This window comes from Lysobacter sp. DMC97 (genome assembly GCF_056313745.1).
Map to the genome: position 1 here is coordinate 305,744 of NZ_JBQUZR010000005.1, position 26,013 is coordinate 331,756.

25 protein-coding genes and 1 tRNA gene are annotated in these 26,013 nt (G+C 69.4%); 3 read left to right on the forward strand and 23 right to left on the reverse strand.

Annotation, left to right across the window (positions count from 1 at the left end; genetic code table 11):
• Nucleotides 1–12: 12 nt before the first annotated feature.
• Together ACT53Q_RS12995 and ACT53Q_RS13000 are read right to left on the reverse strand one after the other, a co-directional pair.
• The gene (locus ACT53Q_RS12995) at nt 13–1,800 is read right to left on the reverse strand and encodes a cytochrome c3 family protein (protein WP_476187069.1); all 1,788 of its coding nucleotides are present in this window, start codon (nt 1,798–1,800) and stop codon (nt 13–15) included.
• A 4-nt stretch (nt 1,801–1,804) separates the two neighbouring features.
• A complete protein-coding gene (locus ACT53Q_RS13000; RefSeq protein ID WP_476187070.1) occupies nt 1,805–2,704 on the reverse strand; it encodes a hypothetical protein in 900 nt (299 codons plus the stop codon).
• A 182-nt stretch (nt 2,705–2,886) separates the two neighbouring features.
• Between ACT53Q_RS13000 and ACT53Q_RS13005 the strand changes: the two genes are divergently transcribed.
• Entirely contained in the window at nt 2,887–4,182 is a 1,296-nt protein-coding gene (locus ACT53Q_RS13005) for an NAD(P)-binding domain-containing protein (RefSeq protein ID WP_476187071.1), read from the forward strand.
• A 24-nt stretch (nt 4,183–4,206) separates the two neighbouring features.
• Here ACT53Q_RS13005 and ccmI read toward each other — a convergent pair whose 3' ends face one another.
• The 5 genes from ccmI to ACT53Q_RS13030 all read right to left on the reverse strand — a co-directional run bounded on the left by ccmI (nt 4,207) and on the right by ACT53Q_RS13030 (nt 9,466).
• Nucleotides 4,207–5,460 (reverse strand): c-type cytochrome biogenesis protein CcmI, encoded by a 1,254-nt coding sequence (gene ccmI, locus ACT53Q_RS13010; protein ID WP_476187072.1) that lies wholly within the window; start codon nt 5,458–5,460, stop codon nt 4,207–4,209.
• Nucleotides 5,457–5,915: a cytochrome c-type biogenesis protein gene (locus ACT53Q_RS13015; protein ID WP_476187073.1), complete on the reverse strand. Its 459-nt coding sequence runs from the start codon at nt 5,913–5,915 to the stop codon at nt 5,457–5,459. The genes ccmI and ACT53Q_RS13015 overlap by 4 nt, the downstream gene beginning before the upstream one ends.
• Complete coding sequence (locus ACT53Q_RS13020; RefSeq protein ID WP_476187074.1) at nt 5,912–6,460, reverse strand: DsbE family thiol:disulfide interchange protein; 549 nt, start codon at nt 6,458–6,460, stop codon at nt 5,912–5,914. Before ACT53Q_RS13020 ends, ACT53Q_RS13015 begins: the two co-directional genes overlap by 4 nt.
• On the reverse strand, nt 6,457–8,460 hold the full coding sequence (locus ACT53Q_RS13025; protein WP_476187075.1) for a heme lyase CcmF/NrfE family subunit: 2,004 nt from the start codon (nt 8,458–8,460) through the stop codon (nt 6,457–6,459). The genes ACT53Q_RS13020 and ACT53Q_RS13025 overlap by 4 nt, the downstream gene beginning before the upstream one ends.
• A 343-nt stretch (nt 8,461–8,803) precedes the next feature.
• On the reverse strand, nt 8,804–9,466 hold the full coding sequence (locus ACT53Q_RS13030) for a tellurite resistance TerB family protein (protein WP_476187076.1): 663 nt from the start codon (nt 9,464–9,466) through the stop codon (nt 8,804–8,806).
• A gap of 305 nt (nt 9,467–9,771) precedes the next feature.
• On the opposite strand from ACT53Q_RS13030, the gene ACT53Q_RS13035 reads away from it, so the two are divergent.
• Nucleotides 9,772–10,932 carry a PQQ-dependent sugar dehydrogenase gene (locus ACT53Q_RS13035; RefSeq protein ID WP_476187199.1) on the forward strand — a complete coding sequence of 387 codons (1,161 nt, stop codon included), beginning with the start codon at nt 9,772–9,774 and terminating at the stop codon, nt 10,930–10,932.
• An 84-nt stretch (nt 10,933–11,016) separates the two neighbouring features.
• On the opposite strand, the gene ACT53Q_RS13040 is transcribed toward ACT53Q_RS13035, so the two are convergent.
• Entirely contained in the window at nt 11,017–11,694 is a 678-nt protein-coding gene (locus ACT53Q_RS13040; protein WP_476187077.1) for a TetR/AcrR family transcriptional regulator, read from the reverse strand.
• Between the two features lie 400 nt (nt 11,695–12,094).
• Here ACT53Q_RS13040 and ACT53Q_RS13045 point away from each other — a divergent pair, with 400 nt between their 5' ends.
• Nucleotides 12,095–13,318: a lipase family protein gene (locus ACT53Q_RS13045; RefSeq protein WP_476187078.1), complete on the forward strand. Its 1,224-nt coding sequence runs from the start codon at nt 12,095–12,097 to the stop codon at nt 13,316–13,318.
• 18 nt (nt 13,319–13,336) lie between these two features.
• Here the strand turns inward: ACT53Q_RS13045 and ACT53Q_RS13050 are convergent, their stop codons facing one another.
• From ACT53Q_RS13050 to ACT53Q_RS13120, 15 genes are all read right to left on the reverse strand, one after another.
• Entirely contained in the window at nt 13,337–13,711 is a 375-nt protein-coding gene (locus ACT53Q_RS13050) for a hypothetical protein (RefSeq protein ID WP_476187079.1), read from the reverse strand.
• A gap of 219 nt (nt 13,712–13,930) precedes the next feature.
• On the reverse strand, nt 13,931–14,344 hold the full coding sequence (locus ACT53Q_RS13055) for a hypothetical protein (protein ID WP_476187080.1): 414 nt from the start codon (nt 14,342–14,344) through the stop codon (nt 13,931–13,933).
• Between the two features lie 176 nt (nt 14,345–14,520).
• Nucleotides 14,521–14,596, reverse strand: a tRNA-Lys gene (locus tag ACT53Q_RS13060).
• 69 nt (nt 14,597–14,665) lie between these two features.
• Entirely contained in the window at nt 14,666–15,352 is a 687-nt protein-coding gene (gene queC / locus ACT53Q_RS13065; protein WP_476187081.1) for a 7-cyano-7-deazaguanine synthase QueC, read from the reverse strand.
• Nucleotides 15,353–15,365: 13 nt separating this feature from the next.
• The gene (queE, locus tag ACT53Q_RS13070; protein WP_476187082.1) at nt 15,366–16,046 is read right to left on the reverse strand and encodes a 7-carboxy-7-deazaguanine synthase QueE; all 681 of its coding nucleotides are present in this window, start codon (nt 16,044–16,046) and stop codon (nt 15,366–15,368) included.
• Nucleotides 16,047–16,081: 35 nt separating this feature from the next.
• Nucleotides 16,082–16,855: a tol-pal system protein YbgF gene (gene ybgF, locus ACT53Q_RS13075; RefSeq protein WP_476187200.1), complete on the reverse strand. Its 774-nt coding sequence runs from the start codon at nt 16,853–16,855 to the stop codon at nt 16,082–16,084.
• Nucleotides 16,856–17,025: 170 nt separating this feature from the next.
• Nucleotides 17,026–17,574, reverse strand: a complete 549-nt coding sequence (gene pal, locus ACT53Q_RS13080) for a peptidoglycan-associated lipoprotein Pal (RefSeq protein WP_476172968.1) — start codon at nt 17,572–17,574, stop codon at nt 17,026–17,028.
• A gap of 69 nt (nt 17,575–17,643) precedes the next feature.
• Nucleotides 17,644–18,975, reverse strand: coding sequence for a Tol-Pal system beta propeller repeat protein TolB (gene tolB, locus ACT53Q_RS13085; RefSeq protein ID WP_476187083.1), 1,332 nt, complete (start codon nt 18,973–18,975; stop codon nt 17,644–17,646).
• 147 nt (nt 18,976–19,122) lie between these two features.
• On the reverse strand, nt 19,123–20,052 hold the full coding sequence (locus tag ACT53Q_RS13090; protein ID WP_476187084.1) for a TonB C-terminal domain-containing protein: 930 nt from the start codon (nt 20,050–20,052) through the stop codon (nt 19,123–19,125).
• Between the two features lie 47 nt (nt 20,053–20,099).
• A complete protein-coding gene (locus ACT53Q_RS13095) occupies nt 20,100–20,537 on the reverse strand; it encodes an ExbD/TolR family protein (protein WP_476187085.1) in 438 nt (145 codons plus the stop codon).
• 65 nt (nt 20,538–20,602) lie between these two features.
• Complete coding sequence (tolQ, locus tag ACT53Q_RS13100; protein WP_476187201.1) at nt 20,603–21,382, reverse strand: protein TolQ; 780 nt, start codon at nt 21,380–21,382, stop codon at nt 20,603–20,605.
• A 5-nt stretch (nt 21,383–21,387) separates the two neighbouring features.
• The gene (gene ybgC, locus ACT53Q_RS13105) at nt 21,388–21,894 is read right to left on the reverse strand and encodes a tol-pal system-associated acyl-CoA thioesterase (protein ID WP_476187086.1); all 507 of its coding nucleotides are present in this window, start codon (nt 21,892–21,894) and stop codon (nt 21,388–21,390) included.
• On the reverse strand, nt 21,884–22,924 hold the full coding sequence (gene ruvB / locus ACT53Q_RS13110; RefSeq protein ID WP_476187087.1) for a Holliday junction branch migration DNA helicase RuvB: 1,041 nt from the start codon (nt 22,922–22,924) through the stop codon (nt 21,884–21,886). Before ruvB ends, ybgC begins: the two co-directional genes overlap by 11 nt.
• Before the next feature lie 34 nt (nt 22,925–22,958).
• Nucleotides 22,959–23,990, reverse strand: coding sequence for an LLM class flavin-dependent oxidoreductase (locus ACT53Q_RS13115; RefSeq protein ID WP_476187088.1), 1,032 nt, complete (start codon nt 23,988–23,990; stop codon nt 22,959–22,961).
• Between the two features lie 90 nt (nt 23,991–24,080).
• Nucleotides 24,081–26,000 (reverse strand): potassium transporter Kup, encoded by a 1,920-nt coding sequence (locus tag ACT53Q_RS13120; RefSeq protein WP_476187089.1) that lies wholly within the window; start codon nt 25,998–26,000, stop codon nt 24,081–24,083.
• Nucleotides 26,001–26,013: the final 13 nt, after the last annotated feature.

Consider the following 26,013-nt stretch of genomic DNA (forward strand, 5'->3'; position numbering starts at 1 on the left):
TGTCCATGCAGGTCAGCGCGCGGCGGGGAGGAGGTCTTTGAACGAGGTGCTGGTGTGGCATCTCTCGCATCGGTTGCCGAACGACCCGTTATGGATGTCGTCCCCGCTGTGGCAGCTTCCGCAAGCTAGAGGCAAGGCTATCCGGTCTTTTTGCACTGTCTTGTGACATGAATCGCACTTCAAACTTGCGTGCGCACCCGATAACGGAAAACGAGTTTCATTCTCGTGGTCGAAACGCCAGAGCGACCACGCACGCGCGTTGTGGCACGTTTCGCAGGTGCTTCCCATGCGGCCGCGATGCGTGTCGTCCTTCGCATGGCAACCCACGCAGGCCTTCGGCGCGCCCTGGTAGAGCTTGTCCTGATGGCAGCCCGTGCATGCGGCCAACTGATGCCGACCGAGCAGCGGAAACGCGGTGCGATTGTGGTCGACGACGACCTTCTTCCACGCATCGGCAACGTGACAGCGCGCGCAATCGGTGCCGAGTTTCCCGCGGTGCGGATCCTTCGCGGCGTGGCACGATGCGCACTGCATGTCGAGCTTTTCGCGATGCGCATCGTTCTTGTGGCAGGCCTGGCACGCGAGTGGGCGATGGCCGCCGACCAGCGGGAAGCGGGTCAGCTTGTCGTGATCGAAGCTGATCTGCTTCCACGACGCGGCGTTGTGGCAACTCCGGCAATCGGTGCCGTTGCGGCCCTTGTGCTTGTCGTCCTTCGCGTGGCAATCGTTGCAGCCGGCGGCGATGCCGCGGAACGCCTTCGGTCCGCGATGGCAGCCGGAACACGCGGCCTCGCGATGCTTTCCGAACAGCGAGAACGACGTCTTCGCATGGTCGAAGCCCGGCGCGGGCTTCCAGCCGCGCGCCTGGTGGCAATGCTTGCAGTCGTCGCCGAGCGTGCCGGCGTGGGCGTCGTCCTTGCGATGGCAGGCCACGCAGTCGGTGGGGGCGCCGCGGAACACGTTCGGCTGGCGATGGCAGGCCGAACACAGCGCCGACGCATGCCGGCCGACCAGCGGGAAGCGCGTGGTGCCGTGGTCGAATTTCGTTTCCTTCCAGCCGTTCTCGGTGTGGCAGTTCGCGCAGTTGCTGCCCATCGCGCCCTTGTGCGCGTCGTCCTTGCGATGGCAGTCGACGCATTCCCCCCCGAGCTTCGCCTCCGCGAGCGGACGCGTGTGGCAGGCCGCGCAGCGCGCCTGCGCATGGCGGCCGCGCAGCGCGAACTCGGTGCGGCCGTGATCGAACTTGCCTTCCTTCCACACCGTCACCGCATGGCAGCTGGCGCAGTCGCGACCGAGCGTGCCCTTGTGGGTGTCGTCGTCGCGATGGCAGCCGATGCACGTGGACGCCGCGGCGCGGAACTTCGCCGGCGGCGCATGGCAACGATCGCAGGCCACCGCGCGATGCGCGCCGACCAGCGTGAAATCGGTCGAGACGTCGTGGCGGAACGTGTTGCGGTCCAGCTTCACGATGATCGCGTCGCGGCCCTTGTGGTCGGTGTGGCAATTGCGGCAGACCTTCGCGGCGCTGCGGCCGTGGAAGCCGCGGCGCGCGGCGAGGTCGGCGGCGACGTCCTTGTGGCAGGCCAGGCAGAGCGCGGGCTGCGCGTTCTTGTCGAACGAACGATGGCAGGCGGAACAGGTGCTTTCGGTCTTCGCGTGGGCGCGCACCACCTGCCCCGGCATCAGCATGTCCTCCAGCCCCGAGCCGCCGGCGCTCACCGAGGCCGGCATCGCGCACAGGCACGCCATCGCCGCGAGGACGAGGAGCAGACGCCTGAGCAGGGAGCGGGAATGATGCATCGGCTCAGTACATGTGCACGGCGACGATGTGCGCGATCACGCTGAAGACCAGCAGCACCACCAGCGGCACGTGCAGCACGTGCCACAGCGCGAACAGGCGCTCGAACGGCAGGAACTGCGCGGAACGTTGCACGGCAGCGATCGATTCGGCGACCAGCGCCTGCGCGTCCGGACGCAGCGGCGCGCGCGCAGCGCGGCGATCACGCGCCGCGGACAGTGCGCGCGCACGCGCGAGCCACGCGCGCGGCGCCAGCAGCAGCATCGCGTCGGGGCGCTTCCAGCCGCGGGTGTCGACCACGGTGGCACTGCGCAGGAAGTCGTCGACGATGGCGCGCACGTCATCGGCACCGTCCGCGGCCAGTCGTTCGCGCAGCTTGCCCAGCGCAGTCGCGGCATCGGTGCGCACTTCGCCGAGGCTGAGCGGGCGTCCGTACAGGCCGACGTGCAGGTGGCGGTAGAGAAAACGCCCCAGCAGGCCGCTGCCGGCGACGATCACCATGCACCAGAACGCGATCGCGGCGTTGAGCGAGCGCCAGTGCAGCGTGCAGTGCAGCAGGATGAGCGTCGGCCCGGCCACGCCCAGCACCATGTGCGCGGAGAACCAGCGACTGACACGCCCTGCCGACGACAGCAGGCGCACGCGCTTGCGCAGCGGATAGCCCAGCAGCGCGAGCATCATCAGCGCGCCGGCGAGGCCGAGGTAGTAACCGGTGTCGGAGCCCGGCGTGTACAGCCCCGAACGCGACAGCCACCAGATCGAGCCCGCCCACAGCGCGGTGAGCAGCACGCCCGCCAGCATGCGCAGGCGCGCGGCGCGCGCATCCGCCGACGACGCGTCGTCGCGTGCATCGTCGCGGGCAGGCCGGGCAGCAGGGGTGCGGAATGCGGAGTCTGGGCTGGACATGCAGACGCTCGACGTCATGCGCGTTCGTGTGAAGGGGACCGCACGCCCCCTGCGTGCCTTAAGCAACGTTAATCGATTGCGATGAGGCTTACATTAAGGGATCGCTTGCAATCGCATCGACGATCGTCGACAACTCCCGTCCTCCGGGGGATCTCCACTGCACCGAATACGATTTCTTGCGAATGACTATCAATTCTGCATACGCCTTCTACATCGTCCCCGTCGCGATCGCGCTGGTCTATTACGTGCGCCATCGCGTCCGCGCCGAGCGCGTCCACGTCGAGACCCTCGAGTCCTCGCTGCAGGCCGGCCTCACCGAACCGCCGTCGCTGCATCCGGTGATCGACACCGAACTGTGCATCGGTTCCGGTTCCTGCGTGCGCGCGTGCCCGGAAGGCGCACTGGGCCTGATCGCCGGCAAGGCGGTGCTGACCAATCCCAGTGCATGCATCGGCCACGGCGCCTGCCACGCGGCGTGTCCGGTCGACGGCATCACGCTGGTGTTCGGCACCGAGCGTCGCGGCATCGACATCCCCGACGTGCGTCCGAATTTCGAATCGAACGTGCCCGGCGTGTTCATCGCCGGCGAACTCGGCGGCATGGGCCTGATCCGCAAGGCCGCGGAACAGGGACGCCAGGCGATGGAGTCGATCGCGCGCATGCGCGGCGGTCATGCCGACCACGACGTGGTGATCGTCGGCTCCGGCCCGGCCGGCATTTCCGCGGGCCTGGGCGCGATCGAGAAGGGCCTGCGCTACGTGCTGCTGGAGCAGGAGCACTCGCTCGGCGGCTCGATCTTCCACTATCCGCGCAACAAGGTCGCGATGACCGCGCCGGTGAACCTGGCGATGGTCGGCAAGATGCGCTTCACCGAGGTCGGCAAGGAAAAACTGCTGGAATTCTGGGAAAACGTGGTGCTGCGCACGCGCCTGAAGATCCACTACGGCGAGCGCATGGAGTCGATCGTGCGCGACGGCGATGCGTTCGTGGTGCAAACACCGAAGGGAACCTATCGCACGCGCGCGGTGCTGCTTGCGATCGGTCGCCGCGGCAGCCCGCGCACGCTCGACGTCCCCGGCGAAGAGTTGCCGAAGGTCAGTTACCGCCTTGCCGATCCGGCGCGGGTGAAGGGCGAGCGCGTGCTCGTCGTGGGCGGCGGCGACAGCGCGGTCGAGGCCGCAATCGCCAGCGCCGAGCACGCGCAGAGCGTGCACCTGAGCTATCGCGGCGACGCATTCAGCCGCGTGAAGGTGAAGAACCGCGACAGGCTGGAACAACTGCGCGCCGCCGGTCGCGTCAAGGTGCTGCTCGGATCGCAGGTGACCGCGATCCACGCGAAGACGGTCGACATCACCTTGCAGGGCGAATCGACCGCGTTGCCCAACGACGTCGTGATCATCTCGATCGGCGGCGTGCTGCCGACCGACCTGCTCAAGAGCATCGGCATCCGCTTCGAGACGAAGTACGGCGAGGCCTGACGGCGCCCGGCGCCGCCGGCCCGGTCAGGGCACGACGGCGTCGATCGAGACGGCGATGACGTTGGCGTTGGTGGTGGCGGTCTCGACCGGCGTCGCCTGCAGGTCGCCGGTGTGCGGACTCGCGTCGCCGCTCTTCGACACGCGCGCGACCACGCTCACTTTCGGGAAGTTCGACAGCCGCATCGTCGGCACCATCGCGTCGGCGTCGCCGAGTTCGATGTCGGCCGGCAGCGCGGACACCTGCAGGCGCTTGATCGCCACCGGCATCGGCGGACCGCCGACGGCCTTCGCAAACACGAACACCGCATCGCCCGGCGCGGCCTTCGCGCGCAACGCGTCCGCGAGCGTCACCCGCAGGCGCAGCGTGCCACCCGCGGTCGCGGCCGCGGGCATCGACGCGCCACCCGCGGCCGGCGTCGCCACGGCAGCCGCATCGCCACCGGGCAGATGCGCGCGGGCATCGGCGATCATGCCGGTGACCGACTGCAGCACGTCCGAATCCGGACCGAGCTGCACGCGGATCTTCTCCCACGACGCGATCGCCTCTGCGTAGCGGCCCTGCTGGTAGTCGCTCATGCCCAGCAGCCACAGGCCGTCCTGGTTGTTCGGCTCGACCTGCAGCGCGTGGCGGATCATCTCCAGCGGCTTGCCGTCGATGCGGCGCTCCGGCGAATTCAGCGCGAGCGCCTCGGCGTACGCGATCTCGATCGCGGGACGATCCTTTGCCAATCCGTAGGCTTTCTCCAGCGCCTGGCGACCGTCGGCGTTACGTCCCATGGATTCGTAGGCGCGGCCCAGCAGCAGCCAGCCGTCGGCATCGTTCGGGTTCTTGTCGAGCTTCGCGCGCAGGCTGTCGATCGCGGCGCTCATGTCCATGCCGGGCTTCTGCGCGGCGTCGGCCGGCGGCATGCCACCGCTCGCGGGCATCGCGGCAGTCGCGGGCGCGCCGCTGATCGACACCGCATCGGGACGTCCGAGCATCGCGTACAGCCCGACCGCGGCCAGCGGCACCACGACCGCGATCGCGACCAGCACGCGCTTCGTGCCTGGACGCGCGACGTCGGCCGATTGCGGCGGCGCTTCGGCGTCCAGCGCGGCGCGCTTGGCCTCGAACTCCTCGCGCGACAGCACGCCGGCATCGAACGCACCCTGCAACGCCTTGCGTCGCGTCTGCAGGCCGTCGTCGTTGCCGCCGCGACGCGCGCGCAGCAGCGGCCACAGCAGTGCGAGCACCGCCACCAGCACGAGCACGAGGCCCGCGATCACGAAACCGATCATGCTTCCCAATCTCCCGACACGGGATCCGCTGCGGGATCCGGGGCCGCCCCTGCGGCCGGCGGCGACCGGCGCAGGATGCGGAACAACACGACACCGGCGATCAGCAGCATCGCCAGCGGACCGAACCACAGCAGCCACGTCGTGGGCTTCATCGGCGGCCGGTAGAGGATGAAGTCGCCGTAGCGATCGGTGAGGTAGCGCTTGATCTCGTCGTCGCTGGCGCCACTGCGGATCTGCTCCATCAGGTCGCGGCGCAGGTCCTGGGCGAGGCCGGCGGAGGAATCGGCGAGGCTCTCGTTTTGGCACACGAGGCAGCGCAGTTCCTTCGCCAGCGACTGGAAGCGCGCTTCCTCGGCATCGTCGCGGAACCGGATCGGGTCGATCGCCTGCGCGGCGAACGCGGCGAGCATCAGCAGCAAGGCCAGCGCGAAAGTCGGCAGCCGGCGGCGGGTCATCGCGAACCTCCCTTGCGCATCGCGTCGATCTGCGGCTTCAGCGTCGACGCCAGCGCCTCGGACGTGACCGCGCCGATGTGCTTGTAGCGCACGCGGCCGTCGGCATCGATCAGGAACAATTCCGGCGCGCCGTACACGCCGAGATCGATCGCCACCTGCCCTTCGAGGTCGGCCAGCACCATCGCGTACGGATTGCCGTATTGCGACAGCCAGCGTTTCGCGTCGACCGGATCGTCCTTGTAGTCGTAGCCGATCAGCGGCACGCCGAGGTTCGGCGCTTCGCGCATCAGCACCGCGCTCTCGTCGCGGCAGACATAGCACCAGCTGGCGAACACGTGCAGCGCGTAGGGCTTGCCGCGGAAGGTGCGGCTGTCGACGACGAGGTTCGGCGCGTCCAGCCGCGGCAGCGCGAACTGCGGCGCGGGCTTGCCGACCAGCGGCGACGGCACTTCGCTCGGATCGTGCGTGCGGATGTAGAGCAGGCCCGCGCCGAGCAGCGCGAACAGCGCCACGAAGCCGACGAAGGGCAGCATGCGTGCATTCATGCCGCGCCCTCGGCCGCGAGCACGGGCGTCGCCGGCAGCGGGTCGGGCTTGCGGCCGGGCACCGGTGCCGGTGCGGCAGCGCTCACGCGGCGGAAGCGCGGATCTGCGGCGACGAACAGGCCGCCGAGCATCATCAGGAGTGCGCCGGCCCACACCCAACGGATGAAGGTCTTGAGATAGACGCGCACCGACCAGGCGTCATCGGTGCCGCCCAGCGGCTCGCCCAGCGCAACGTACACGTCGCGGAAGGTGCCCGGCTCGATGCCGGCCTCGGTCTGCACGTTCGAGCCTTCGGAATACTGCCGCTTCTGCGGCCGCAGTTCGGCGACCTGGCGACCGTCGCGGAGGACGCGGATCACCGCTTCCTCGGCGATGTAGTTGGGGCCTTCGACGCGGCCCAGCGATTCGAAGCGGAAGCCGTAGCCGCCGACCTCGACCGTCTGTCCCGGCGCGAGGCTGAGGTCCTTCTCGACGCTGGTGCCTTCGGTGACCAGCACGCCGGCGAAGAAGATCGCCACGCCCGCATGCGCGAGCAGCATGCCGATCATCTCCGACGTGAAGCGGCGACCGGCGGGACGCTCGCGCACGCGCAGCAGCACGAACCGCGCGACGCCTACCGCCACCCAGCCGCCGGCCGCGGCGCCGAGCAGCGGCTTCCACGACGGCGCCGGCATCAGCGCCCAGGCCAGCACGACCGCGGCCACACCGGCGACGAACGCCGGCAGCAGGCGACGCAGCGCGGCGCGCGCATCGTCGGCGCTCCAGCGCAGCAGCGGGCCGAACGGCAGCATCAGCGCGATCGGCACCATCATCCACAGGAACATCGTGCCGAAGTACGGCGGACCCACCGACAGCTTGCCCAGTCCGAGCACGTCGCCGATCAGCGGATACAGCGTGCCCAGCAGCACCATGCCCGCGGCGCAGACGAACACGAGGTTGTTCGCCAGCAGCACCGCTTCGCGCGACACCGGCCCGAACGGCTGGCCGCCGGCGACCTTCGGCGCGCGGATCGAATACAGCAGCAGCGACCCGCCGACGACGATCCCGAGGAACACGAGGATGAACATGCCGCGCTCGGGATCGCTGGCGAAGGCGTGCACCGAGGTCAGCACGCCCGAACGGACGAGGAACGTGCCGAGCAGGCTGAAGGAGAAGGCGAAGATCGCGAGCAGCTGCGTCCACGCGCGGAAACCGCCGCGTTTCTCGGTGACCGCCTGCGAATGGATCAACGCGGTGCCGGCCAGCCACGGCATGAAGCTGGCGTTCTCGACCGGGTCCCAGAACCACCAGCCGCCCCAGCCGAGTTCGTAATACGCCCACCAGCTGCCCATCGCGATGCCCAGCGTGAGCGCGGCCCAGGCGACGTTGGTCCACGGCCGCGACCAGCGCACCCACTGGCGGTCGACCTCGCCGCCGAGCAGCGCGGCGATCGCGAACGCGAACGCCACCGAGAAGCCGACGTAGCCGGTGTAGAGCATCGGCGGATGCACGATCAGGCCGAAGTCCTGCAGCAGCGGGTTGAGGTCGTTGCCGTCCGGCACCGCCGGCAGCAGCCGCGCGAACGGGTTCGACGTGAACGCGGTGAACGCGAGGAAGCCGACGCCGATCAGGCCGAGGATCGCCAGCACCCGCGCGCGGAACACCGTCGGCAACTGCTTGCCCAGCACCGCGACCGCGACCGTCCACAGGTTGAGGATCAGCACCCACAGCATCAGCGAGCCCTCGTGTGCGCCCCACACGCCCGAGAGCCGGTAGTACCAGGGCAGGCGCAGGTTCGAGTTCTGCGCGACGTAGGTGACCGAGAAATCGTGGTCGAGCATCAGCCAGGCGAGGAGCGCGAAGGCCAGGGCCACGAAGAAGGCCTGCGCGAAGGCCGCCGGCTTCGCCACCCCCATCAGCAGCGCGTCGCCGCGATGCGCCCCGATCAGCGGCACCACGCCCTGCACGACGGCGACCAGCAAGGCCAGGATGAGGACGATTTGGCCAAGCTCGGGGATCATGCAGGCACTCCGGGGGTGGGGGTCGGGAACTCGTGGACGATGCGCATCGCCCGCGTCACGCGCGCTCCCTCGCGTCCGGCGCCCCTGTACGCCAGTGTCCGCAATGGCGCCGCCGAAGGGCGGCAGGCCATCGTCATCGCCCGCAGCGGGCGGCGACGCGCCAAGATGCCGACGGACCCAACCTTAAACCGTGACGTGCACCACGAAACATCGCCACGCCGTTCAGCGAGCGAGTCAAAATCCCACGAAGCCGGTCGCCGCTCAAGCGCGCCGGCCTACGACCATGGTCGCCTGCGGGACCGGTGTCCGATCGCCCGCGCGGCCGGACACGCCGGCCGGCGGCTCAACCCGCGGGGCTGCGCGCCTGCTGCTCCAGCGTCCCCTTCAGGCCGTCGTCGAGCTTCAACTGGCGCGCGAGTTCGTCGAGGTAGGCGCGCTCCATGAAGTTCTGCTCGTCGACCACCATCACGCTGGCGGCGTACATCTGCGCCGCGAGTTCCGGCGATGCGGCCGCGGCGGCGACCTCGGCCGGATCCAGCGGCTTCTGCAGTTCGGCCTGCAGCCACTGGCGGGTCTCGGCATCGGCGTCGAGGCGGACGAACTCGCCCTCGATGGTCGCGCGTTCGCGCTCGTCGACGTGGCCGTCGGCCTTGGCCGCGGCGATCAGCGCCTTCAGCAGCGCCTGGCTGTGGGTCTCGGCCTCGGGCGCCGACAGCGCCGGCGCGAACGGCGGCGGCTGGACGACCGCGGCACCGGCCGACGCGCCGTCCTGCTGCCGCTTCCAGTCGCCGTAGGCGCGGTAGGCCAAGGCACCGACCGCGGCGAGGCCGCCGAGCGTCGCCATCTTCCGTGCGCGCCGGTTGCCCAGCAGCAACGCGAGCGCGCCGCCGGCCAGCGCGCCCTTGCCGAAGTCGGCGCCGCTGCCGATGCCCGCACTGCCGGCGAGGTCGCCCGCGCTCTGCTGTGCGGTCTTGAGCAACTGGTCGAGGAATCCGCGGGTATCCATGATCGTGTTCCGGTTCGGGGGAAGGACCGCATTGTGCGCCCGCCCGGCGACGCGCCATCGGCTAGAGGTCATGCCGGCGATGCCCGCAGCGGCCGACGCGCGATCGCGTTCATGCAAGACGGCGCCGGCCCCGGCACCATGGCCGCGGGGGGATGCCGGGCGCGGACCGCGACTGCGGGACCTGCGCCCCCACGCCATGCTTCGAGGTCATCGCCATGCGCCCCCTGCCCCTCGCCCTGCTGTGCCTCGCGCTCCTGCCCACCGGCTGCACGCAGTCGCAGGATCGCCCCGCCGACGACAAGCGCCTGTCCGTGCGCGAACGCGCCGTCGCGCCGCGCGAGCGCGAAATCCCGACGAAGCCCGGCGCCGCCGCGGCGCCCGAGCTGCACCGCACCGGCGGCAACCGCCCGCCGACGCAACTGCCGCGCCCGCCGTTCACGGTCACGTCCTTCGCCAGCTTCAACGAACCGTGGGCGATGACCTTCCTGCCCGACGGCCGCCTGCTGGTCACCGAAAAGGCCGGGCAGCTGCGGCTGTTCGATCCCGCGACGAAGACCACCGGCACCATCACCGGCGTGCCGACCGTCGCCTACGGCGGCCAGGGCGGCTTCGGCGACGTGGTGCTGCATCCGCAGTACGCCACCAACCACCTCGTGTATGTCAGCTACGCCGAAGCCGGCGCCGGCGACACCCGCGGCGCGGCGGTGGCGCGCGCCACGCTCACGCTGAGCGGCACCGGCGGCAGCCTGTCCACGCCGGAAGTGCTGTGGCGGCAGACGCCCAAGGTCAGCGGCAGCGGCCACTACAGCCACCGCATCGCATTCGGCCCCGACGGCATGCTCTGGATCACCTCCGGCGAACGCCAGCAGGGCTCGCCGGCGCAGGATCTGAACACCAACCTCGGCAAGGTGATCCGGCTGTTCGACGACGGCCGCGTGCCGACCGACAACCCGTTCGCCTCGCGCGGCGGCGTGAGCACGCAGATCTGGTCGTACGGCCACCGCAACCTGCTCGGCATCGCCTTCGACAGCGCCGGCCGGCTGTGGACGCACGAGATGGGCCCGATGGGCGGCGACGAACTCAACCTGATCGAACGCGGCAGCAACTACGGCTGGCCGCTCGTCTCCAACGGCGACAACTACGACGGCACGCCGATCCCGCGCCACAGCACCCGCCCCGACCTCAACGCGCCGGAAGCCTCGTGGAACCCGGTCATCGCCCCCGCCGGCTTCGTCATCTACAGCGGCAACCTGTTCCCGTGGTTCCGCGGCCACGGCTTCATCGGCGGCCTCGCCTCGCAGTCGCTGGTCCGCATCCAGTTCGAAGGCACCACCGCCCGCGAAGCCGAACGCTACGCCATGGGCCAGCGCATCCGCGAAGTCGAACAGGGCCCCGACGGCGCGCTGTGGCTGCTGGAGGACGGCACGGGCGGGCGACTGCTGAAGTTGATGCCGGTGCCGCTGTAACGCATCGCCGGGCATCCGGCACGCGCCGCCGTGCGCCCTTGCGGCCCATGGCAGGCGTCGCGGTCTAGGCCTTGACGGGCTTCGCTACGCGTCCGCCGAAAGAGCGGCCGGACGCGCATCGGGCGCCTCCTGGGCGGCGTTGGATCCCGGATCCGCGATCATCGTCGCCGCCACCATGCGGCACAGCCGATCCTCCAGTTCCGGTGTGTCGAGCAGATCGGACTCCTCCATCACGGCCGACCACAGTACGGACGTCAACGACCGCGACAACACGAACTGGCCGGCCGGGGACAACGTCGCACCGTGGCCGGCCGCCAGTTCCGCCAGCGCGCGTGCGATGCAGTCATCGAGGACCCGCATGCCGGCAAGCATCCGCACGGCCATTCCCTTGCTGGTCACGGCGCGGACCACCGCCCGCAGCGTTTTCCGCTTGCAGCGCGCGTCGGCGACGAGCTCGCCGACCAGACACGAGACGGCCTCGCGGCAAGACCGGTCGCGGGAGGCCGCAAGCACCGCTTTCAGGCGCTCGATCAACCGGTCGCGATGCGCGATCGACATGGCCATCAGCAGCGAATCGCGATCCTGGAAATACTGGTAGAGCGTACCGATGCTGTAGCCGGAGACATCGGACACCCGCTTCATGGTGATCCTGTCGCTTCCCTCCCGCTCGATGATCTGCACCGTCGCCTCGTAGAGGGCGTCGACCGTGCTCTGGGACCGCGCCTGCCGGGGCCGGCGCCTGACGACTTTCGTGGCTTTCATGACGCCGCCCTGCAGCGGCCCGGCCTCGGGCGATTGCGGCAGTGGCGGCGACGCCGGCACCGCGATCGGCGGCCGCGGTGCGGCGGGGGCGAGGCCGCTGGCCGGGGAAGCGACGCCCGGGACGTGACGGGAAACTGAGGGCGCACGCGGAAATCGCGCTCCGGACTCGAAGATTTCCCAGCGCTGTCAATCACTTGAACGCAGTCCACTTGCGTACGGAAACATGAGCATAACGCGACTTGTCGCGCACCCGAAAGCTGACGAAACTGGGGAAGCCATGCATCGGAAGACGGCAGGAGAGGGCGCACGGCACGACCGCGCGGGTCGTCTGCGTTGATGGCGCACTTCCGGAATCCGGAAGCCATCGGACAAGACCAACAACACGACATCAAGGAAAGTCATGAAGAAAGCACGCAGTTCGATCAAGCTCGGCCTCCTGGCCGCGGGCATCGCCGCAACCACGATGGTGTCGGCCGGCAATGGCGTCGTCGCGACCCGCGCCGCCGCCGTGAAGCCCGACCAGGCCGCCCCGGCCGTCCAGACCAAGCGCATGCCGGTCATCGCGCTGACCCGCACGATGGGCGACGTCGGCTTCGAGATCTTCGACGGCCAGACGAAGCGCTACACGCTCGCCTCGCTGCCGAAGGACGCGACCGACGCCATCGTGTACATCGACGTCGACAGCGTCGAGATGAACCGGAAGAAGATGAAGGCCGTGCTCGATCTCGCCCGCGACCTGAACTGGGTCGTGATGGCGGAAAGCGGTTCGTGGAACGTGCCGCGCCTGCACGCTTTCGTCGCCGCGTACGCGCCCGAAGCGAAGACGCAGAACCTGCAGAACGTCGCGGTCCGCATCTCGTGGGACAACGGCCGTGCCGTCGCGACCGACCTCGCGCCCGACGCAGCCGCGGTCGAAGTGGGCATCGACTATGCGCAGACCTCGGCCGGCAAGGCGCTGCTCGCGAATACGTTCATGACCAAGACCATCGCCCCGGGCAGCAACTACGCCTGGTTCGCCAACAACGCCTACCAGGCCACCGCCAGCAGCCGGCAGGAAGGCACCCGCTTCTACTCGGTGGCGCTGAACCGCGACGTCGTGAAGGTCTGGAAGAGCACGAGCAACGGCACGACCGACTGCGTCGTCGCGTGGCGCGGCAGCTCGACCGCGGGCGACTGGCTGACCAACATCGAAAACCAGTTCGGCTCGGCCGTGGCCGTTCCGGGTGAGCCGGGCAATGCCGCGAGGATCGGTGTCGGCTACGCCGACCGGCTCAACAGCTACAAGGCCGCGGTCGATGCCGTCGCCTGCAACAACGTCTACCGCGTGACGGGCCACAGCCTGGGCGGCGCCATGGCCGAAGCCTATGCGTTCACCATCCGCGGCAAGGCACCGAACCTGGAAGCCTACAACCCCGCGCGCGTCGGCAATGCCAGCCTGCGCACGCAGCTGGTGTCCGCACTGGGCAGCGCGAAAGTCGAAGTGTTCTGCCGCAACCTGGACCCCGTGTGGACCGTGCCGATCGGGCTGGAGCACGTCGGCAACAACAACGGTTGCACCTACTGGGGCGCCTATGTGTCGATCATCAACCCCGTCGCCAACCACGCGATGAATCTGTGGCTGTAAGCGACTGCCGCTTCTGATTCATTGAAGATCGGCGATGAGACGTGGCGGACTTCGGTCCGCCACGTTTTTCCGAGATGGGTTGTAATCACCTTTCGATTTTCTCGGGTGATCGCCAACGAATGCATGTCGGCAACCGGCGACAGAATCCGCAATTGATCCGCACCAACGCACTGCGTTGTCGCCGTCACCCTTCGGCAAGCGCCACGCGCAGCGCAGAGAATGCAGCAGCACCACGATTGCGATCACCTCGAAGGGCTGTGCCAGCCAAGCGATACGGTACGACGCCCTCAGATCGTCGACATGATCCGCCAGCAACCGCCGCTGGCGTTCCAGCAAACGCATGATGAAGAAGAACGTGCCACCCGGCACGTATTCGCGGCGATAGCGAGGCATGGCCCAGCATGTCTACGCGCGCCATGACGCAACATCAGAAGAATCCGAAATACATCGGAGTTTCCAGCGATGCATGCGTCACCCGCAGAAGGTGCACCAAGGGCGCACCCTATGAGGCTTAGGGCGCTTCCGGCGCGCCGTCATGTGCGGGTTAGGGCCTTCCGGCGCGCCACCATGTACGGGTTAGAGGCCTTCCACCGCACCCGGGGTTACGAGCGTTTACTTTGAAAAGACATGATCATCATCGATCAGGAAAATCTTTTTGCCGATCACCATGTCTGACAACTTGAACGAACCGGTCTGGCCAAAGATGTCACGGACAATCACCCTTTCGCCGGCAACAGCGACCCTCGACGAAGAAATCTCGTAGAGCCCGAGATATTTTCCGCCCTTGAATACGACCAGCGCCCAGGACGTGGTCCCACCCTGGGTATTCGCTGAATGCATGTAGCTATAAAAGCAATAGTAGCCAGCCGACGCCTTGAGCTTGAATTCGCCGGAGGCAAGACCCGTGAACCCGCCGCCCCTCAACTCCCGCGAGAAATCAGCCCGCCCCGCAGGGCGGCAACCAGCGAACGCGCTGCCCCAGCCCGCAAGCAGGAGCACGAGAGCAACAGCCTTCACGGTCTTCATGGATGTTCCTTCGAATTCCCGCATTTGACGATTCCATTTTGCCCCCGCACTTGCATGCCCGACACAAAGTCGGCCTTGCCAACGACACATCGATCATCCATTTGCCACTGCCCGTGCATCACACGGATGCAGCGCATCCGATATCCATCGCGCAGGAACAAGGACGAAGGGGGAAATGGTGGGCCGTGAAGGATTCGAACCTTCGACCAAAAGATTAAAAGTCTTCTGCTCTACCGACTGAGCTAACGGCCCACATGTACCGGCGAGGCCGGCCTCGGCGTTGCGCCGAGGGCCGCATTCTAGCCCAATCCGCCGGGTGGGTCAGCCGACGTAGCGGGTGGGGTCGGCGACGCCCGCGGCGGCGAAGCCGTCGGCGCGGAGGCGGCAGGCGTCGCAGTGGCCGCAGGCGCGGCCGTCGGGATCAGCCTGGTAGCAGGAGACGGTCTGGGCGAAGTCGACACCCAGGCGCAGGCCTTCGCGGACGATGTCGGCCTTGGTCATGCGCATCAGCGGGGCGTGGACGCGGAAGGCGGCGCCTTCGACGCCCGCCTTCGTCGCCAGGTTGGCCAGCGCCTCGAAGCCGGCGATGAATTCGGGACGGCAGTCGGGGTAGCCCGAGTAGTCGACGGCATTCACGCCGCAGAACAGGTCGGTGGCGCCCAGCACTTCGGCCCAGCCCAGCGCGACCGACAGCATGATGGTGTTGCGCGCCGGCACGTAGGTCGACGGGATGCCGGCGCCGATGACGTGGCCGTCGGCGTCGGTGGGCACGTCGATGCCGTCGTCGGTCAGCGCGGAGCCGCCGAGACTGCGCAGGTCGACATGCACGGTCTTGTGCGCGGTCGCGCCCAGGGCCTGCGCGACGCGCGCGGCGGCGTCGAGTTCGGACGTGTGGCGCTGGCCGTAGCGCACGCTCAGCGCATGCGGGGCGAAGCCCTGCTCGCGGGCGATCGCGAGGACGACGGCGGAGTCCATGCCTCCGGAGACGAGGACGACGGCGGGTTTCATCGAAAGCGATTCCTCAACGGCCGGGGGCGTCGCCCCACAGGAGTTTGTGCAGTTGCAGCTGGAACTTGACCGGCAGGCGGTCGGCGACGATCCAGTCGGCGAGGTCGTGCGCGGCGACCTGGTCCTTGCTCGGCGAGAACAGCACGTCGCAGCGCGCGTCGAGGCGGTGCTCGGCGAGCACGGCGCGCGCCCAGTCGTAGTCGGCGCGATCGCAGATCACGAACTTGATCTGGTCGTGCGCGGTGAGCAGCGGCAGGTTCTCCCAGCGGTTGCGCGCGACCTCGCCGGAGCCCGGCGTCTTGATGTCGAGCACGCGCGACACCCGCGGATCGACGTCGGCGATGTCGAGCGCGCCGGAGGTCTCCAGCGAGACGACATGGCCGGCGTCGCAGAGCCGGCGCAGCAGGTCGAGGCAGCGTTTCTGCGCCAGCGGCTCGCCGCCGGTGACGCAGACGTGGCGGACGCCGTGGCCGGCGACCTCGTCGACGATGGCGTCGATGTCGCGCCACTCGCCGCCGAAGAAGGCGTAGGCCGTGTCGCAGTAGCCGCAGCGCAGCGGGCAGCCGGTCAGGCGCACGAATACGGTGGGCCAGCCCGCGTCGCGGGCCTCGCCCTGCAGCGAGAGGAAGATTTCGGTGATCTTGAGGCGCTCCGCCGTGGCAGCGGTCGGCGCCGAGGCGGTGTCGACGTTCACCCGCCCATTCTACCGGGCAGGCGGGCGCTCCCGCCTCACTTCACCCGCGACAGCTGGATCGCGCGGAGGCGGTCGTCGGCGCTGCGCGCGGCCTCGGTACCGGGATAGCGCGACACCACCTTCGCCAGCGTGACCTGGGCGGCGTCGAGCTGGCGCAGGCCGTACTGGCAAAGGCCGACCTTCAGCAGCGCGCCGGCGGCCTTGTCGTGGGTGGGATAGCGGTTGAGCAGCGTCTGGAACTGTTCCAGCGCCAGCGCGTAGTTCTGGGTGACGTAGTAGCTCTCGCCCAGCCAGTAGAAGGCGTTGGGCGTGAACACGCCGTTCGGGTAGGCGTCGAGGAAGGCCTGGAACGCGCGAGAGGCATCGGCGTAGCGGCCGGCCTTCAGGGCATCGAAGGCCTGGTTGTAGGCGCCGCGTTCGTCCTCGGCGCGGCCGGTAAAGGCCGCCGAATCGCCGTAGACGCGCGGCGCGGGTTCCTGCGAGGTCGCGGGCGCGGCGGCCGACGAGGTCGCCGGTGGCACGGCCGCGGGCGTGGTCGGCACGGGCACCGCCGGCGTGACCGGCGCGGGCGCAGCGTTCACCGGGGCGTCGCCGCCTTCGAGCCGGGCGAGGCGGCTGTCGAGATCGAGGTATTGGGTCTTCGACGCCTGCTTCTGCTGTTCGAGCTGCTGCTGCAGTTCCTCGACCTGGCCGCGCAGCGACTGCACTTCGCTCTTGAGGTCGCCGATCTGGTTGAGCAGGTCGAGGTTGCCCGAACGCATCGCCGACAGCTGCTGCTCCAGCGCGGTGAGCCGGTCCGACGTGCTCATCCGCTGCGCCGAGGCCGGCAGGCACACGCCGAGGGCGAGCACGAGGACGACGAAGGCCAGGGAACGCGGGAAACGACGGACATTCACGACGGCAGCACCTGATCGGCGGCGGGACGGACGGCAGACACGACGCGGGGCGCACGACGGCGCCCCGCGGATGGAACGATGGCTTACTTCGCGGTGTAGACGATCTCGACGCGACGGTTGCGGCCCCAGCACTCTTCGGTCGACTCGGTGCAGGTCGGACGCTCTTCGCCGTAGCTGACGACGGTGACCTGCGTACCGGAGCCGCCGTTGGCCTGGACCGACGACGAGACGGCGTTGCCGCGGCGTTCGCCGAGGCCGATGTTGTACTCGCGGCTGCCGCGCTCGTCGGCGTTGCCTTCGAGGGTCATGCGCGCGCTGGGACGGTCGCGCAGGTACTTGGCGTGGCAGGCGACGATGGCCTGGAATTCCGGCTTCAGCGCGTCCTGGTCGAAATCGAAGTAGACGACGCGCTCGCGGAGGCAGGCGTCGGTGTCGAGGTCTTCGGGACCGTACACGCCGCTGCGCGGGCCCATGGGGGTGTTGCCGATCCCGGAGGACGTGGTCCCGGAGGACTGGCTGGTGCCGGTGCCGACGGTGGCGTTGGTGTTCGGGTCTTCCTTCACCTTCTTCGTACAGGCGGCGGCGGTCACGCACAGGATCGCGGTGAGCAGCACTCGGGAGGTCGTGTTCATGCAGGGTCTCGGGTGGTCACGGGAGGGGTCGGAGGTGAAGAGGTACGGACGGCGCGATCGGTTGCGGCGTCAGCGCGGCAGGCGGTACGGGCCCCAGGCCGGCTCGCGCACGTCGCCGTTGGCGAGGACGAGACGCTGGCGGACGCGGGCATCGGCGGAGACGGCGTAGAGCACGCCCCGGCCACCTTCCCGCGCGGCGTACAGCACCATCGCCGCGTTCGGCGCGAAGCTCGGGGATTCGTCGAGCGAACCCGGCGACAGCATGGTCCAGCGCGGCGACCCCAGGCTGCGGTCGAGCATCGCGATACGGTACACGTTGCCACTGCCCTGTGCCACGGCCAGGCGCTTGCCGTCGGCGGACACGGTGGCGCGGGCGTTGTAACTGCCCTGGAACGTGACCCGGCTGGCCGATCCGCCGCCCGCCGGCGTCTGGTAGATCTGCGGCTTGCCGCTGCGGTCGGAGGTGAAATACAGCGAGCTGCCGTCGGCGCTCCACACCGGCTCGGTGTCGATGCCGAACTGGCTGGTGACCTGGGTCAGCGCGCGGCTGCCGAGGTCCATCACGTAGATCTCGGGATTGCCGCTCTTGGACAGCACCATCGCCAGGCGGCGGCCGTCGGGCGAGAAGCTGGGCGCGCTGTTGATGCCCTTGAAGCCGGCGACGACTTCGCGCGCGCCGGTGGCAATGTCCTGCACCACGATCGAGGAGTTGCCGCGCTCGAAGCTGACGTAGGCCAGCCTGCGGCCGTCGGGGCTCCACGCCGGCGACAGCAGCGGCTTGTCCGAGCGCACGATGGTCTGCGGGTTGTAGCCATCGGCGTCGGCGATCATCAGCGCGTACTGCGCGCCCTTGCCCACGCCGGTCTGCACGATGTACGCGATGCGCGTCCAGAACGCGCCGCGCACGCCGGTGAGCTTTTCGTAGATGGCGTCGGCGATCTGGTGGGCGACGTCGCGCATGGCGTTGGCACGCGCGGTCAGCGCGAACGCCAGCAGGCGACTGCCGCCCATGTCGTACAGCTCGTACTCGACGCGGTAGCTGCCGTCGGCGGCGTCCAGCACGCGGCCGACGACGATGTCGTTCTGCTTGAGCTGGCGAAAGTAGGCGAAATCGATGTCGGCGCCACGGCTCGGGCGCTGCGAGCCGAGGTCCGCCGGCGGCAGCGGCCGGAACTGGCCGGAGCGGGCGAGATCGGCGCGGACGACTTCCGCGATGTCGGCCGGCGGCGGCGTGCCGGCGCCCTGGTACGGCATCGGCACCACCGCGATCGGCGTGGCCGCCGCGTTGCCGCCGACGATGTCGATCTCCAGGCCACGCTGCTGGGCGGACGCGGCCCACGGCAGCAGGGCGAGCAGCAGCAGGCAGAGGACGAGGGCGCGATTCGGCAGGGACGTCGGCATGCGGGTCATCGGGAGTCGGGGCGGCGGGCGCAAGGGAGGGAGGCGACCGAGGGGACAGCTTGGCCGCGAAAACGGTCAGAAAGATGAACGGACCCGGACTCGGGCAGACCGCACGGACGTCCGCACGATGCGTCGAACAGGCGGCGATCAGCGGTCTTCGGCACGGAAATTCAGGATCAGCGTGCGGTTGAAGACGCTCTCGAAGCCCTGGTACGGCAGCGGCTGGGCCTTGAGCACGGCAGCCTCGACCGAGCGCCGGCCGGCTTCGTCGTAGGGGCAGGACGGGTCGACCTGGGCGTCGATCACGGTGCCGCCGGGGATCTGGCGGATCACGATCTTGCAGGCCTGCCCGGGCGAGACGTTGTCCGGGCGGGTCCAGTTGTCGCGGATCTTCTCCATCAGCGCCTGCCGGTACAGCTCGCCGGTGTTGGGATCGGCACCGCGCTGGCCGGGCGGCGCGCTGGCGGCGGCCGCGGCCGAGGCCTGCTGGGCGCGGCGCTGGGCCAGTTGTTCCAGCCGCTGCTGGGCGAGCGCGATCTCGCGCTGGTTCTGTTCCTTCTGGCGCTGGAGGTCGGCGAGCTGTTGCTCGCGCTGGCGCTGCATCTCGGTCTTGCGCTGTTCGGCCTGCTGGCGTTCGCGCTCGGCGGTCAGGTCGACCTGGCCCTGGCGCTGCTTCGCCTCCTGCTCGCGCTGCGCGGTGTCGGTGGAGGTCGCGTCCGGCTTCACTTCCTGCTGGTCGACCTTGTCCGGGTCGGGCAGTTGCTCCTGCGGCAGCGGCTGCGCCTCGGGCGGGGTTTCCTCCAGCGCGTCGGGCAGCGGCTCCGGCGGCGGCTCGGGGGTCGTCTCCGGCGGCGGCGGCTCGACCGACGCATCCGGCGCGGGCCGGGTCCGCAGTGCGGCGAGGACGTCGGCCGGCAGCGCGTTCGGGTCGATGACGTCCGCGCTCACCGGCTCGCCGGCCGACGACGGCGGCGAGCTAGGCAGCAACGACGCCAGCAGCAGCACCGCCACCGGCACGAGGTGCAGCAGCAGCGAGAAGCCGACCGCGAGCGCGGTGTCTTCGCGACGTTCGCGCATCTACGCCCCGCCCTGCCCCGCCGCGACCCGGCGCCCGGCGCGCGCGTTCATCGCGATTCCTCCGGCAGGCTCACGAGGCTCACCTTGGCGATGCCCGCGTCCTTGATCAGGTCGATGCCGCGCATGACCGTCTGGTAGCTGGCGTCGCTGGCGCCGTTGACCAGCACCGTGATGTCGTCGTTGCGTTTGTGCACCGCGCGCAGCTCGGCGACGAGATCCTTCGCGCCGACGCTGCGGTTGCGGCCGCGCTCGAGCATCAGCGCGTAGCCGCCGTCGGCGTAGATGCTGACCACCACCGGGTCCTTTGGCGTCTGCAGCGACTTCGCGCGCGACTGCGGCAGGTGGATGTCGGTGCCGAGGTTCAGCAGCGGCGCGGTGACCATGAAGATGATCAGCAGCACGAGCATCACGTCGATGTACGGCACGACGTTGATCTCGGCTTTCAGCTTGCGCTTGCGGCGACGGCCGGCGGCTTGGAGGGCCATGGTCGATGTCCGGTGAGGCGGGAGACGGGGACGATGCGGTCAACGATCCGCGGCGGGCCGCGGGGTCAGTGCTCGTCCATGTGCGCCTGGCGCTGGAGGATCGAGGAGAACTCCTCGGCGAAGGCGTCGTAGCGCACCGCCAGCCGCTCGACGCGGGTCGCGAAGCGGTTGTAGGCCCACACCGCGGGAATCGCCGCGAACAGGCCCATCGCCGTCGCCAGCAGCGCCTCGGAGATGCCCGGCGCGACGGTGGCGATCGTCGCTTCCTTCATGCTGGCCAGGCCGTGGAACGACATCAGGATGCCCAGCACCGTGCCGAACAGGCCGACGTAGGGGCTGATCGACCCAACGTTGGCGAGGAATTCGAGGTTGTGTTCCAGCCCGTCGAGTTCGCGCGAGGCGGTCGCGCGCATCGCGCGCTGCGCGCCTTCGAGCTGGCTGCGCGCGTCGACGCCGCGGCGCTGGCGCACGCGGTTGAACTCGCGCAGGCCGCCTTCGAAGATCGCTTCCAGCCCGCTGATGTGCTGCTTGCGGCCCGCGGCCTCGGCGTAGAGCCGGCCGAGGTCGCCGCCGGCCCAGAAGCGCTCCTCGAAGCCGTCGGCCTCCTTCTGCGCGCGATCCAGCACCCGCTTCTTGCGGAAGATGATGACCCACGACGCCACCGACGCCAGCAGCAGCAGCGCCATCACCGCCTGCACCGGCAGGCTGGCCTCGACGATCAGCTTCAGGTAGTTCAGGCCGGCCTCGGGCGCGGCACCGGCGGCCGGGGCCGCGGCGGACAGCGCCTGCGCCGGCAGCGGCTGGAGGTCGGTGGCCTGGACGGCGGCCAGCAGGACGGCGGACAACACATTCATCGCGGGATTCGCTCCACGTTCGGTTCGTCGCGCCGGATTTCGTCCGACGCGGGGGATTCCTGGGATCGCAGCATCGACAGCAGATCGTCCGGGATCGCCATCGGGCGGAAGGTCGACGCGTCCAGCGCCGCGACGCGCACCTCCGCATCGATCAACCGCCGGCCGTCGCGATCGATCGCCTGCGCGATCACGAGGCTGGCGCGGCGGCATTCGGCGAGCCGCACGCCGACCCGGAGGGCGTCGTCCAGCCGCGCCGGCTGGCGGAAGTCGATCGTCATCGCACGCACCGCGAACACCAGACCGTACTCGCGGCGCAGGCGTTCCTGGCCCCATCCCTGCGCACGCAGCCATTCGGTGCGCGCGCGTTCGAGGAAGGCCAGATACTGCGCGTGGTAGACCACGCCACCGGCGTCGGTATCCTCCCAATAGACCCGTGTCGGCCAGCTGAACCCGGCCGCTCCGGATCCGGACGGATCCGCGACCACCGCTGCGTCACGCGCCATCGCCGCCCTCCGCGAACAGGTCGCGCGCCGGCGCCTTCGGTTTCAGGCCGAAATGGCGATACGCCTTCTGCGTGGCCATGCGCCCGCGCGCGGTGCGCACGAGGAAGCCCTGCTGGATCAGGTACGGTTCGATCACGTCCTCCAGCGTGCCGCGCTCCTCGCTCAGCGCCGCGGCCAGCGATTCCACGCCGACCGGGCCGCCGTCGAAGTTCTCGAGGATCAGCTGCAGCATGCGCCGGTCGAGTTCGTCGAAGCCCTCGGGATCGACCTTCAGCATCTTCATCGCGGCATCGGCGACGTCGCGGTCGATGTGGCCGGCCGCGCGCACCTGCGCGTAGTCGCGCACGCGCCGCAGCAGGCGGTTGGCGATGCGCGGCGTGCCGCGCGAGCGCCGCGCGATCTCGCCGGCGCCGTCGGCCTCGCAGGCGATGCCGAGGATCTGCGCCGAGCGGCGCACGATGCGGGTGAGTTCCTCGGCGCTGTAGAACTCCAGGCGCTGGACGATGCCGAAGCGGTCGCGCAGCGGCGCGGTGAGCAGGCCGGCGCGGGTGGTGGCGCCGATCAGCGTGAACGGCGGCAGGTCGAGCTTGATCGAACGCGCCGCGGGGCCCTCGCCGATCATGATGTCGATCTGGAAATCCTCCATCGCCGGATACAGCACTTCCTCGACCACGGGCGAGAGGCGATGGATCTCGTCGATGAACAGCACGTCGTGCGGCTGCAGGTTGGTGAGCAGCGCGGCGAGGTCGCCGGCCTTCTCGATCACCGGCCCGGACGTGACGCGCAGGTTGACGCCGAGTTCGTTGGCGATGACGTGGCTGAGCGTGGTCTTGCCCAGCCCCGGCGGGCCGAAGATCAGCACGTGGTCCAGCGCCTCGCCGCGGCGCTTGGTGGCCTCGATGTAGATCGCCATCTGCTCGCGCACCGGCTGCTGGCCGAGGTATTCGTCCAGCCGCTTCGGGCGCAGGCCGGCGTCGACGAGGTCGTCCTCGCGGGTGGCGCCGGAGGCGATGATGCGGTCCGTGGTCATGCCGCCATTATGCCCGGCGGCACGTGCGACGCGGTTACGGCGCGGCCACGGCGACGGGCCGCACGGCCGGACCGTCCCCCGCGACGTCGCGGCACGCGTCGGCCGCCAGCTCGAGCGTGCGACGCCGCGCCGCGTGGTCGTAGAGGTTGATGGTGATCATCAGCTCGTCCGGGCGATGGCGGGCGACGAACCCGCCGATGCCGGCGCGCACGCCGGCCGCGTCGCCCATCACCACGCCGGACAGCGCCTGTTCGATCATCGCCTTCTCGTGCGGCTGCCAATGCGCCTGGATGTCGTCGACCGGCGGCGGGACCCGCCCGGGCTGGCCGCGGATCATGCGCAGGAAACCCAGTTGCTGGCTGGTGAACAGCCGGCGCGCCTCGGCGACGGTGTCGGCGGCGACCACGTTCAGGACCGCCATCGCATACGGCGCCGCCAGGTATTTCGACGGCTGGAACCGCTTCCGGTAGAGGGCCAGCGCCTCGTCCGTCAGCCCCGGCGCGAAGTGCGACGCGAAGGCGAACGGCAGGCCCATCGCGGCCGCCAGCTGTGCGCCGAACAGGCTGGAGCCCAGCATCCACACCGGCACGTCGATCCCGGCGCCGGGCACGGCCTGCACCGCCTGGCCGGGGCGCACGGGCTCGAAATAGCCCAGCAGCTCGGCGACGTCCTGCGGGAAGTGGTCGGCGCCGTCGCCGTAGCGGCGCAGGGCGCGCATCGTGATCTGGTCGGTGCCCGGGGCGCGGCCCAGGCCCAGGTCGATGCGGCCCGGATGCAGCGCGGCCAGCGTGCCGAACTGTTCGGCCACCTGCAGCGGCGCGTGGTTGGGCAGCATGATGCCGCCGGCGCCCACGCGGATCGTGCGCGTGCCGGCAGCGACATGGCCGATCAGCACGGCCGTCGCGGCGCTGGCGATCCCGGGCATGTTGTGGTGCTCGGCCAGCCAGAAGCGGCCGTAACCCAGGGCTTCGGCGTGGCGCGCGAAGTCCAGCATGTTGGCGAAGGCGTCGTGCGGCGTGGCGCCTTCGCTGACCGGGGCGAGGTCCAGCAGGGAATAGGGAATCATCGGCGACGACTATCCATGTGTGCGGCCACCGATTATGGGGGCCGCCGCGCGAATTGCCATGCCTGAGCCGGACGCGCCGGCGTCGTTCGGCTAGATCTGCACCTGCGCGCCCAGTTCCACCAGGCGATTGCCCGGGATGCGGAAGAACCCGGTCGCCGAGGCGGCGTTGCGATGCATCAGCGCGAACAGCTTGTCGCGCCAGACCGGCATGCCGCGGTGGGCGCTGGCGACGATGGTCTCGCGGCTGGAGAAGTACGTCGTGTCCATCGGGTCGAAGTGGATGCCGCCCTTGTCGCAGCTGCGCATCAGCGCCAGCGGCACGTCCGGCGTCTCCATGAAGCCGAAGCGGATCACGATGCGGTGGAAATCGTTGCCGATGGCTTCGATCTTCAGGCATTTCTCCTTCGGCGCGTACGGGACGTTGAGCGTCTCCACCGTCAGGAACACGTTGCGCTCGTGCAGCACCTTGTTGTGCTTGAGGTTGTGCAGCAGCGCGTGCGGCACCACCGACTTGTCGGCGGTCAGGAACACCGCCGTGCCCGGCACGCGCACCGGCGGCGCGAGCATCAGCCCCGGGAGGAAGCCGTCGACCTGGATGCCTTCCTTGCGGATCTCGGCGCGCAGCAGTTCGCGGCCACGGCGCCAGGTGCGCATCATGGTGAACGCGGTGATGCCGATGAACAGCGGCACCCAGGCACCGATGCCTTCGAGCAGCTTGGCGCCATTGGCGAGCAGGAACGCCAGGTCGATCACCAGGAACAGGCCGCACAGTGGCAGCACCCAGCGGCGGGTGTCGTGCCAGCGGGTGTAGGCGACGATCGCCAGCAGCAGGGTGTCGATCAGCATCGTGCCGGTGACCGACAGGCCGTAGGCGGTGGCCAGCGCAGTCGCGCTGCGGAAGGTCAGGGTCAGCACCACGACCGCGGCGAACAGCGTCCAGTTGATCGACGGCACGTAGATCTGGCCGATGGTGTCCTTCGACGTGTACTTGATCGCCAGCCGCGGCAGGTAGCCGAGCTGGATCGCCTGACGCGTCACCGAGAACGCGCCGGTGATCACCGCCTGCGAGGCCACCGTCGCGGCCAGCGTCGCCAGGATCAGCATCGGGATCTGCGCCCACGCCGGGATCGACATGAAGAACGGGTTGGCGACCGCGGCCGGGTTCTTCAGCAGCAGCGCGCCCTGGCCGAAGTAGTTGAGCACCAGCGCCGGCAGCACGAAGGCGAACCAGCCCAGGCGGATCGGCTTCTTGCCGAAGTGGCCCATGTCGGCGTACAGCGCCTCGCCGCCGGTGACGGTCAGCACCACCGCGCCGAGGATCAGGAACGCGTGCCAGTTGTGGGTCGCGAAGAAGTTCCACGCCCAGTACGGGTTCAGCGCCCACAGCACCGACGGGTTGTGCAGGATGTTGCCGATGCCGAGCACCGCCAGCGCGACGAACCACAGCATCATCACCGGGCCGAAGGCCTTGCCGACCTTGTCGGTACCGAAGCGCTGCAACGTGAACAGGCCGGCGAGGATGACCAGGCTGATCGGCACGACCCAGGTCTTGAAGAAAGGGTCGATGATTTCGAGGCCGGCGACCGCGCCGAGCACGGTGATCGGCGGCGTGATCATGCCGTCGCCGAAGAACAGCGCGGCGCCGAAGATGCCGAGGATGCCGACGGTGTAGCTCAGCCTCGAGCCGGAGCGCAGGCTGCCCTGGGCCAGCGCGGTCAGCGCCATGATGCCGCCCTCGCCGTCGTTGTCGGCGCGCATGATCACGATCACGTACTTCAGCGTGACCACCAGCAGCAGCGACCAGAAGCCCAGCGACAGCAGGCCCTGCACGGTCGCGGCGTCCGGCGTCAGGCCGAAGTGCTTGCCGAACATTTCCTGGATCGTGTACAGCGGACTGGTGCCGATGTCGCCGAACACCACGCCGACCGCGCCGAGGACCAGCGTGGCCATCGCCGTGCGGCCGTGGCCGTCCTGCGCGTGGTTGGAATCGTGGGAGGAGGATGTGCTCATCGGAGGAAACCGG

Bases quoted from the DNA above. Each gene is read 5' to 3' on its own strand.
- ACT53Q_RS12995 (WP_476187069.1), bottom strand. From the start codon at position 1,800: ATGCATCATTCCCGCTCCCTGCTCAGGCGTCTGCTCCTCGTCCTCGCG.
- ACT53Q_RS13000 (WP_476187070.1), bottom strand. From the start codon at position 2,704: ATGTCCAGCCCAGACTCCGCATTCCGCACCCCTGCTGCCCGGCCTGCC.
- ACT53Q_RS13005 (WP_476187071.1), top strand. From the start codon at position 2,887: ATGACTATCAATTCTGCATACGCCTTCTACATCGTCCCCGTCGCGATC.
- ccmI (WP_476187072.1), bottom strand. From the start codon at position 5,460: ATGATCGGTTTCGTGATCGCGGGCCTCGTGCTCGTGCTGGTGGCGGTG.
- ACT53Q_RS13015 (WP_476187073.1), bottom strand. From the start codon at position 5,915: ATGACCCGCCGCCGGCTGCCGACTTTCGCGCTGGCCTTGCTGCTGATG.
- ACT53Q_RS13020 (WP_476187074.1), bottom strand. From the start codon at position 6,460: ATGAATGCACGCATGCTGCCCTTCGTCGGCTTCGTGGCGCTGTTCGCG.
- ACT53Q_RS13025 (WP_476187075.1), bottom strand. From the start codon at position 8,460: ATGATCCCCGAGCTTGGCCAAATCGTCCTCATCCTGGCCTTGCTGGTC.
- ACT53Q_RS13030 (WP_476187076.1), bottom strand. From the start codon at position 9,466: ATGGATACCCGCGGATTCCTCGACCAGTTGCTCAAGACCGCACAGCAG.
- ACT53Q_RS13040 (WP_476187077.1), bottom strand. From the start codon at position 11,694: ATGAAAGCCACGAAAGTCGTCAGGCGCCGGCCCCGGCAGGCGCGGTCC.
- ACT53Q_RS13045 (WP_476187078.1), top strand. From the start codon at position 12,095: ATGAAGAAAGCACGCAGTTCGATCAAGCTCGGCCTCCTGGCCGCGGGC.
- ACT53Q_RS13050 (WP_476187079.1), bottom strand. From the start codon at position 13,711: ATGCCTCGCTATCGCCGCGAATACGTGCCGGGTGGCACGTTCTTCTTC.
- ACT53Q_RS13055 (WP_476187080.1), bottom strand. From the start codon at position 14,344: ATGAAGACCGTGAAGGCTGTTGCTCTCGTGCTCCTGCTTGCGGGCTGG.
- queC (WP_476187081.1), bottom strand. From the start codon at position 15,352: ATGAAACCCGCCGTCGTCCTCGTCTCCGGAGGCATGGACTCCGCCGTC.
- ybgF (WP_476187200.1), bottom strand. From the start codon at position 16,855: ATGAGCACGTCGGACCGGCTCACCGCGCTGGAGCAGCAGCTGTCGGCG.
- pal (WP_476172968.1), bottom strand. From the start codon at position 17,574: ATGAACACGACCTCCCGAGTGCTGCTCACCGCGATCCTGTGCGTGACC.
- tolB (WP_476187083.1), bottom strand. From the start codon at position 18,975: ATGCCGACGTCCCTGCCGAATCGCGCCCTCGTCCTCTGCCTGCTGCTG.
- ACT53Q_RS13090 (WP_476187084.1), bottom strand. From the start codon at position 20,052: ATGCGCGAACGTCGCGAAGACACCGCGCTCGCGGTCGGCTTCTCGCTG.
- ACT53Q_RS13095 (WP_476187085.1), bottom strand. From the start codon at position 20,537: ATGGCCCTCCAAGCCGCCGGCCGTCGCCGCAAGCGCAAGCTGAAAGCC.
- ybgC (WP_476187086.1), bottom strand. From the start codon at position 21,894: ATGGCGCGTGACGCAGCGGTGGTCGCGGATCCGTCCGGATCCGGAGCG.
- ruvB (WP_476187087.1), bottom strand. From the start codon at position 22,924: ATGACCACGGACCGCATCATCGCCTCCGGCGCCACCCGCGAGGACGAC.
- ACT53Q_RS13115 (WP_476187088.1), bottom strand. From the start codon at position 23,990: ATGATTCCCTATTCCCTGCTGGACCTCGCCCCGGTCAGCGAAGGCGCC.
- ACT53Q_RS13120 (WP_476187089.1), bottom strand. From the start codon at position 26,000: ATGAGCACATCCTCCTCCCACGATTCCAACCACGCGCAGGACGGCCAC.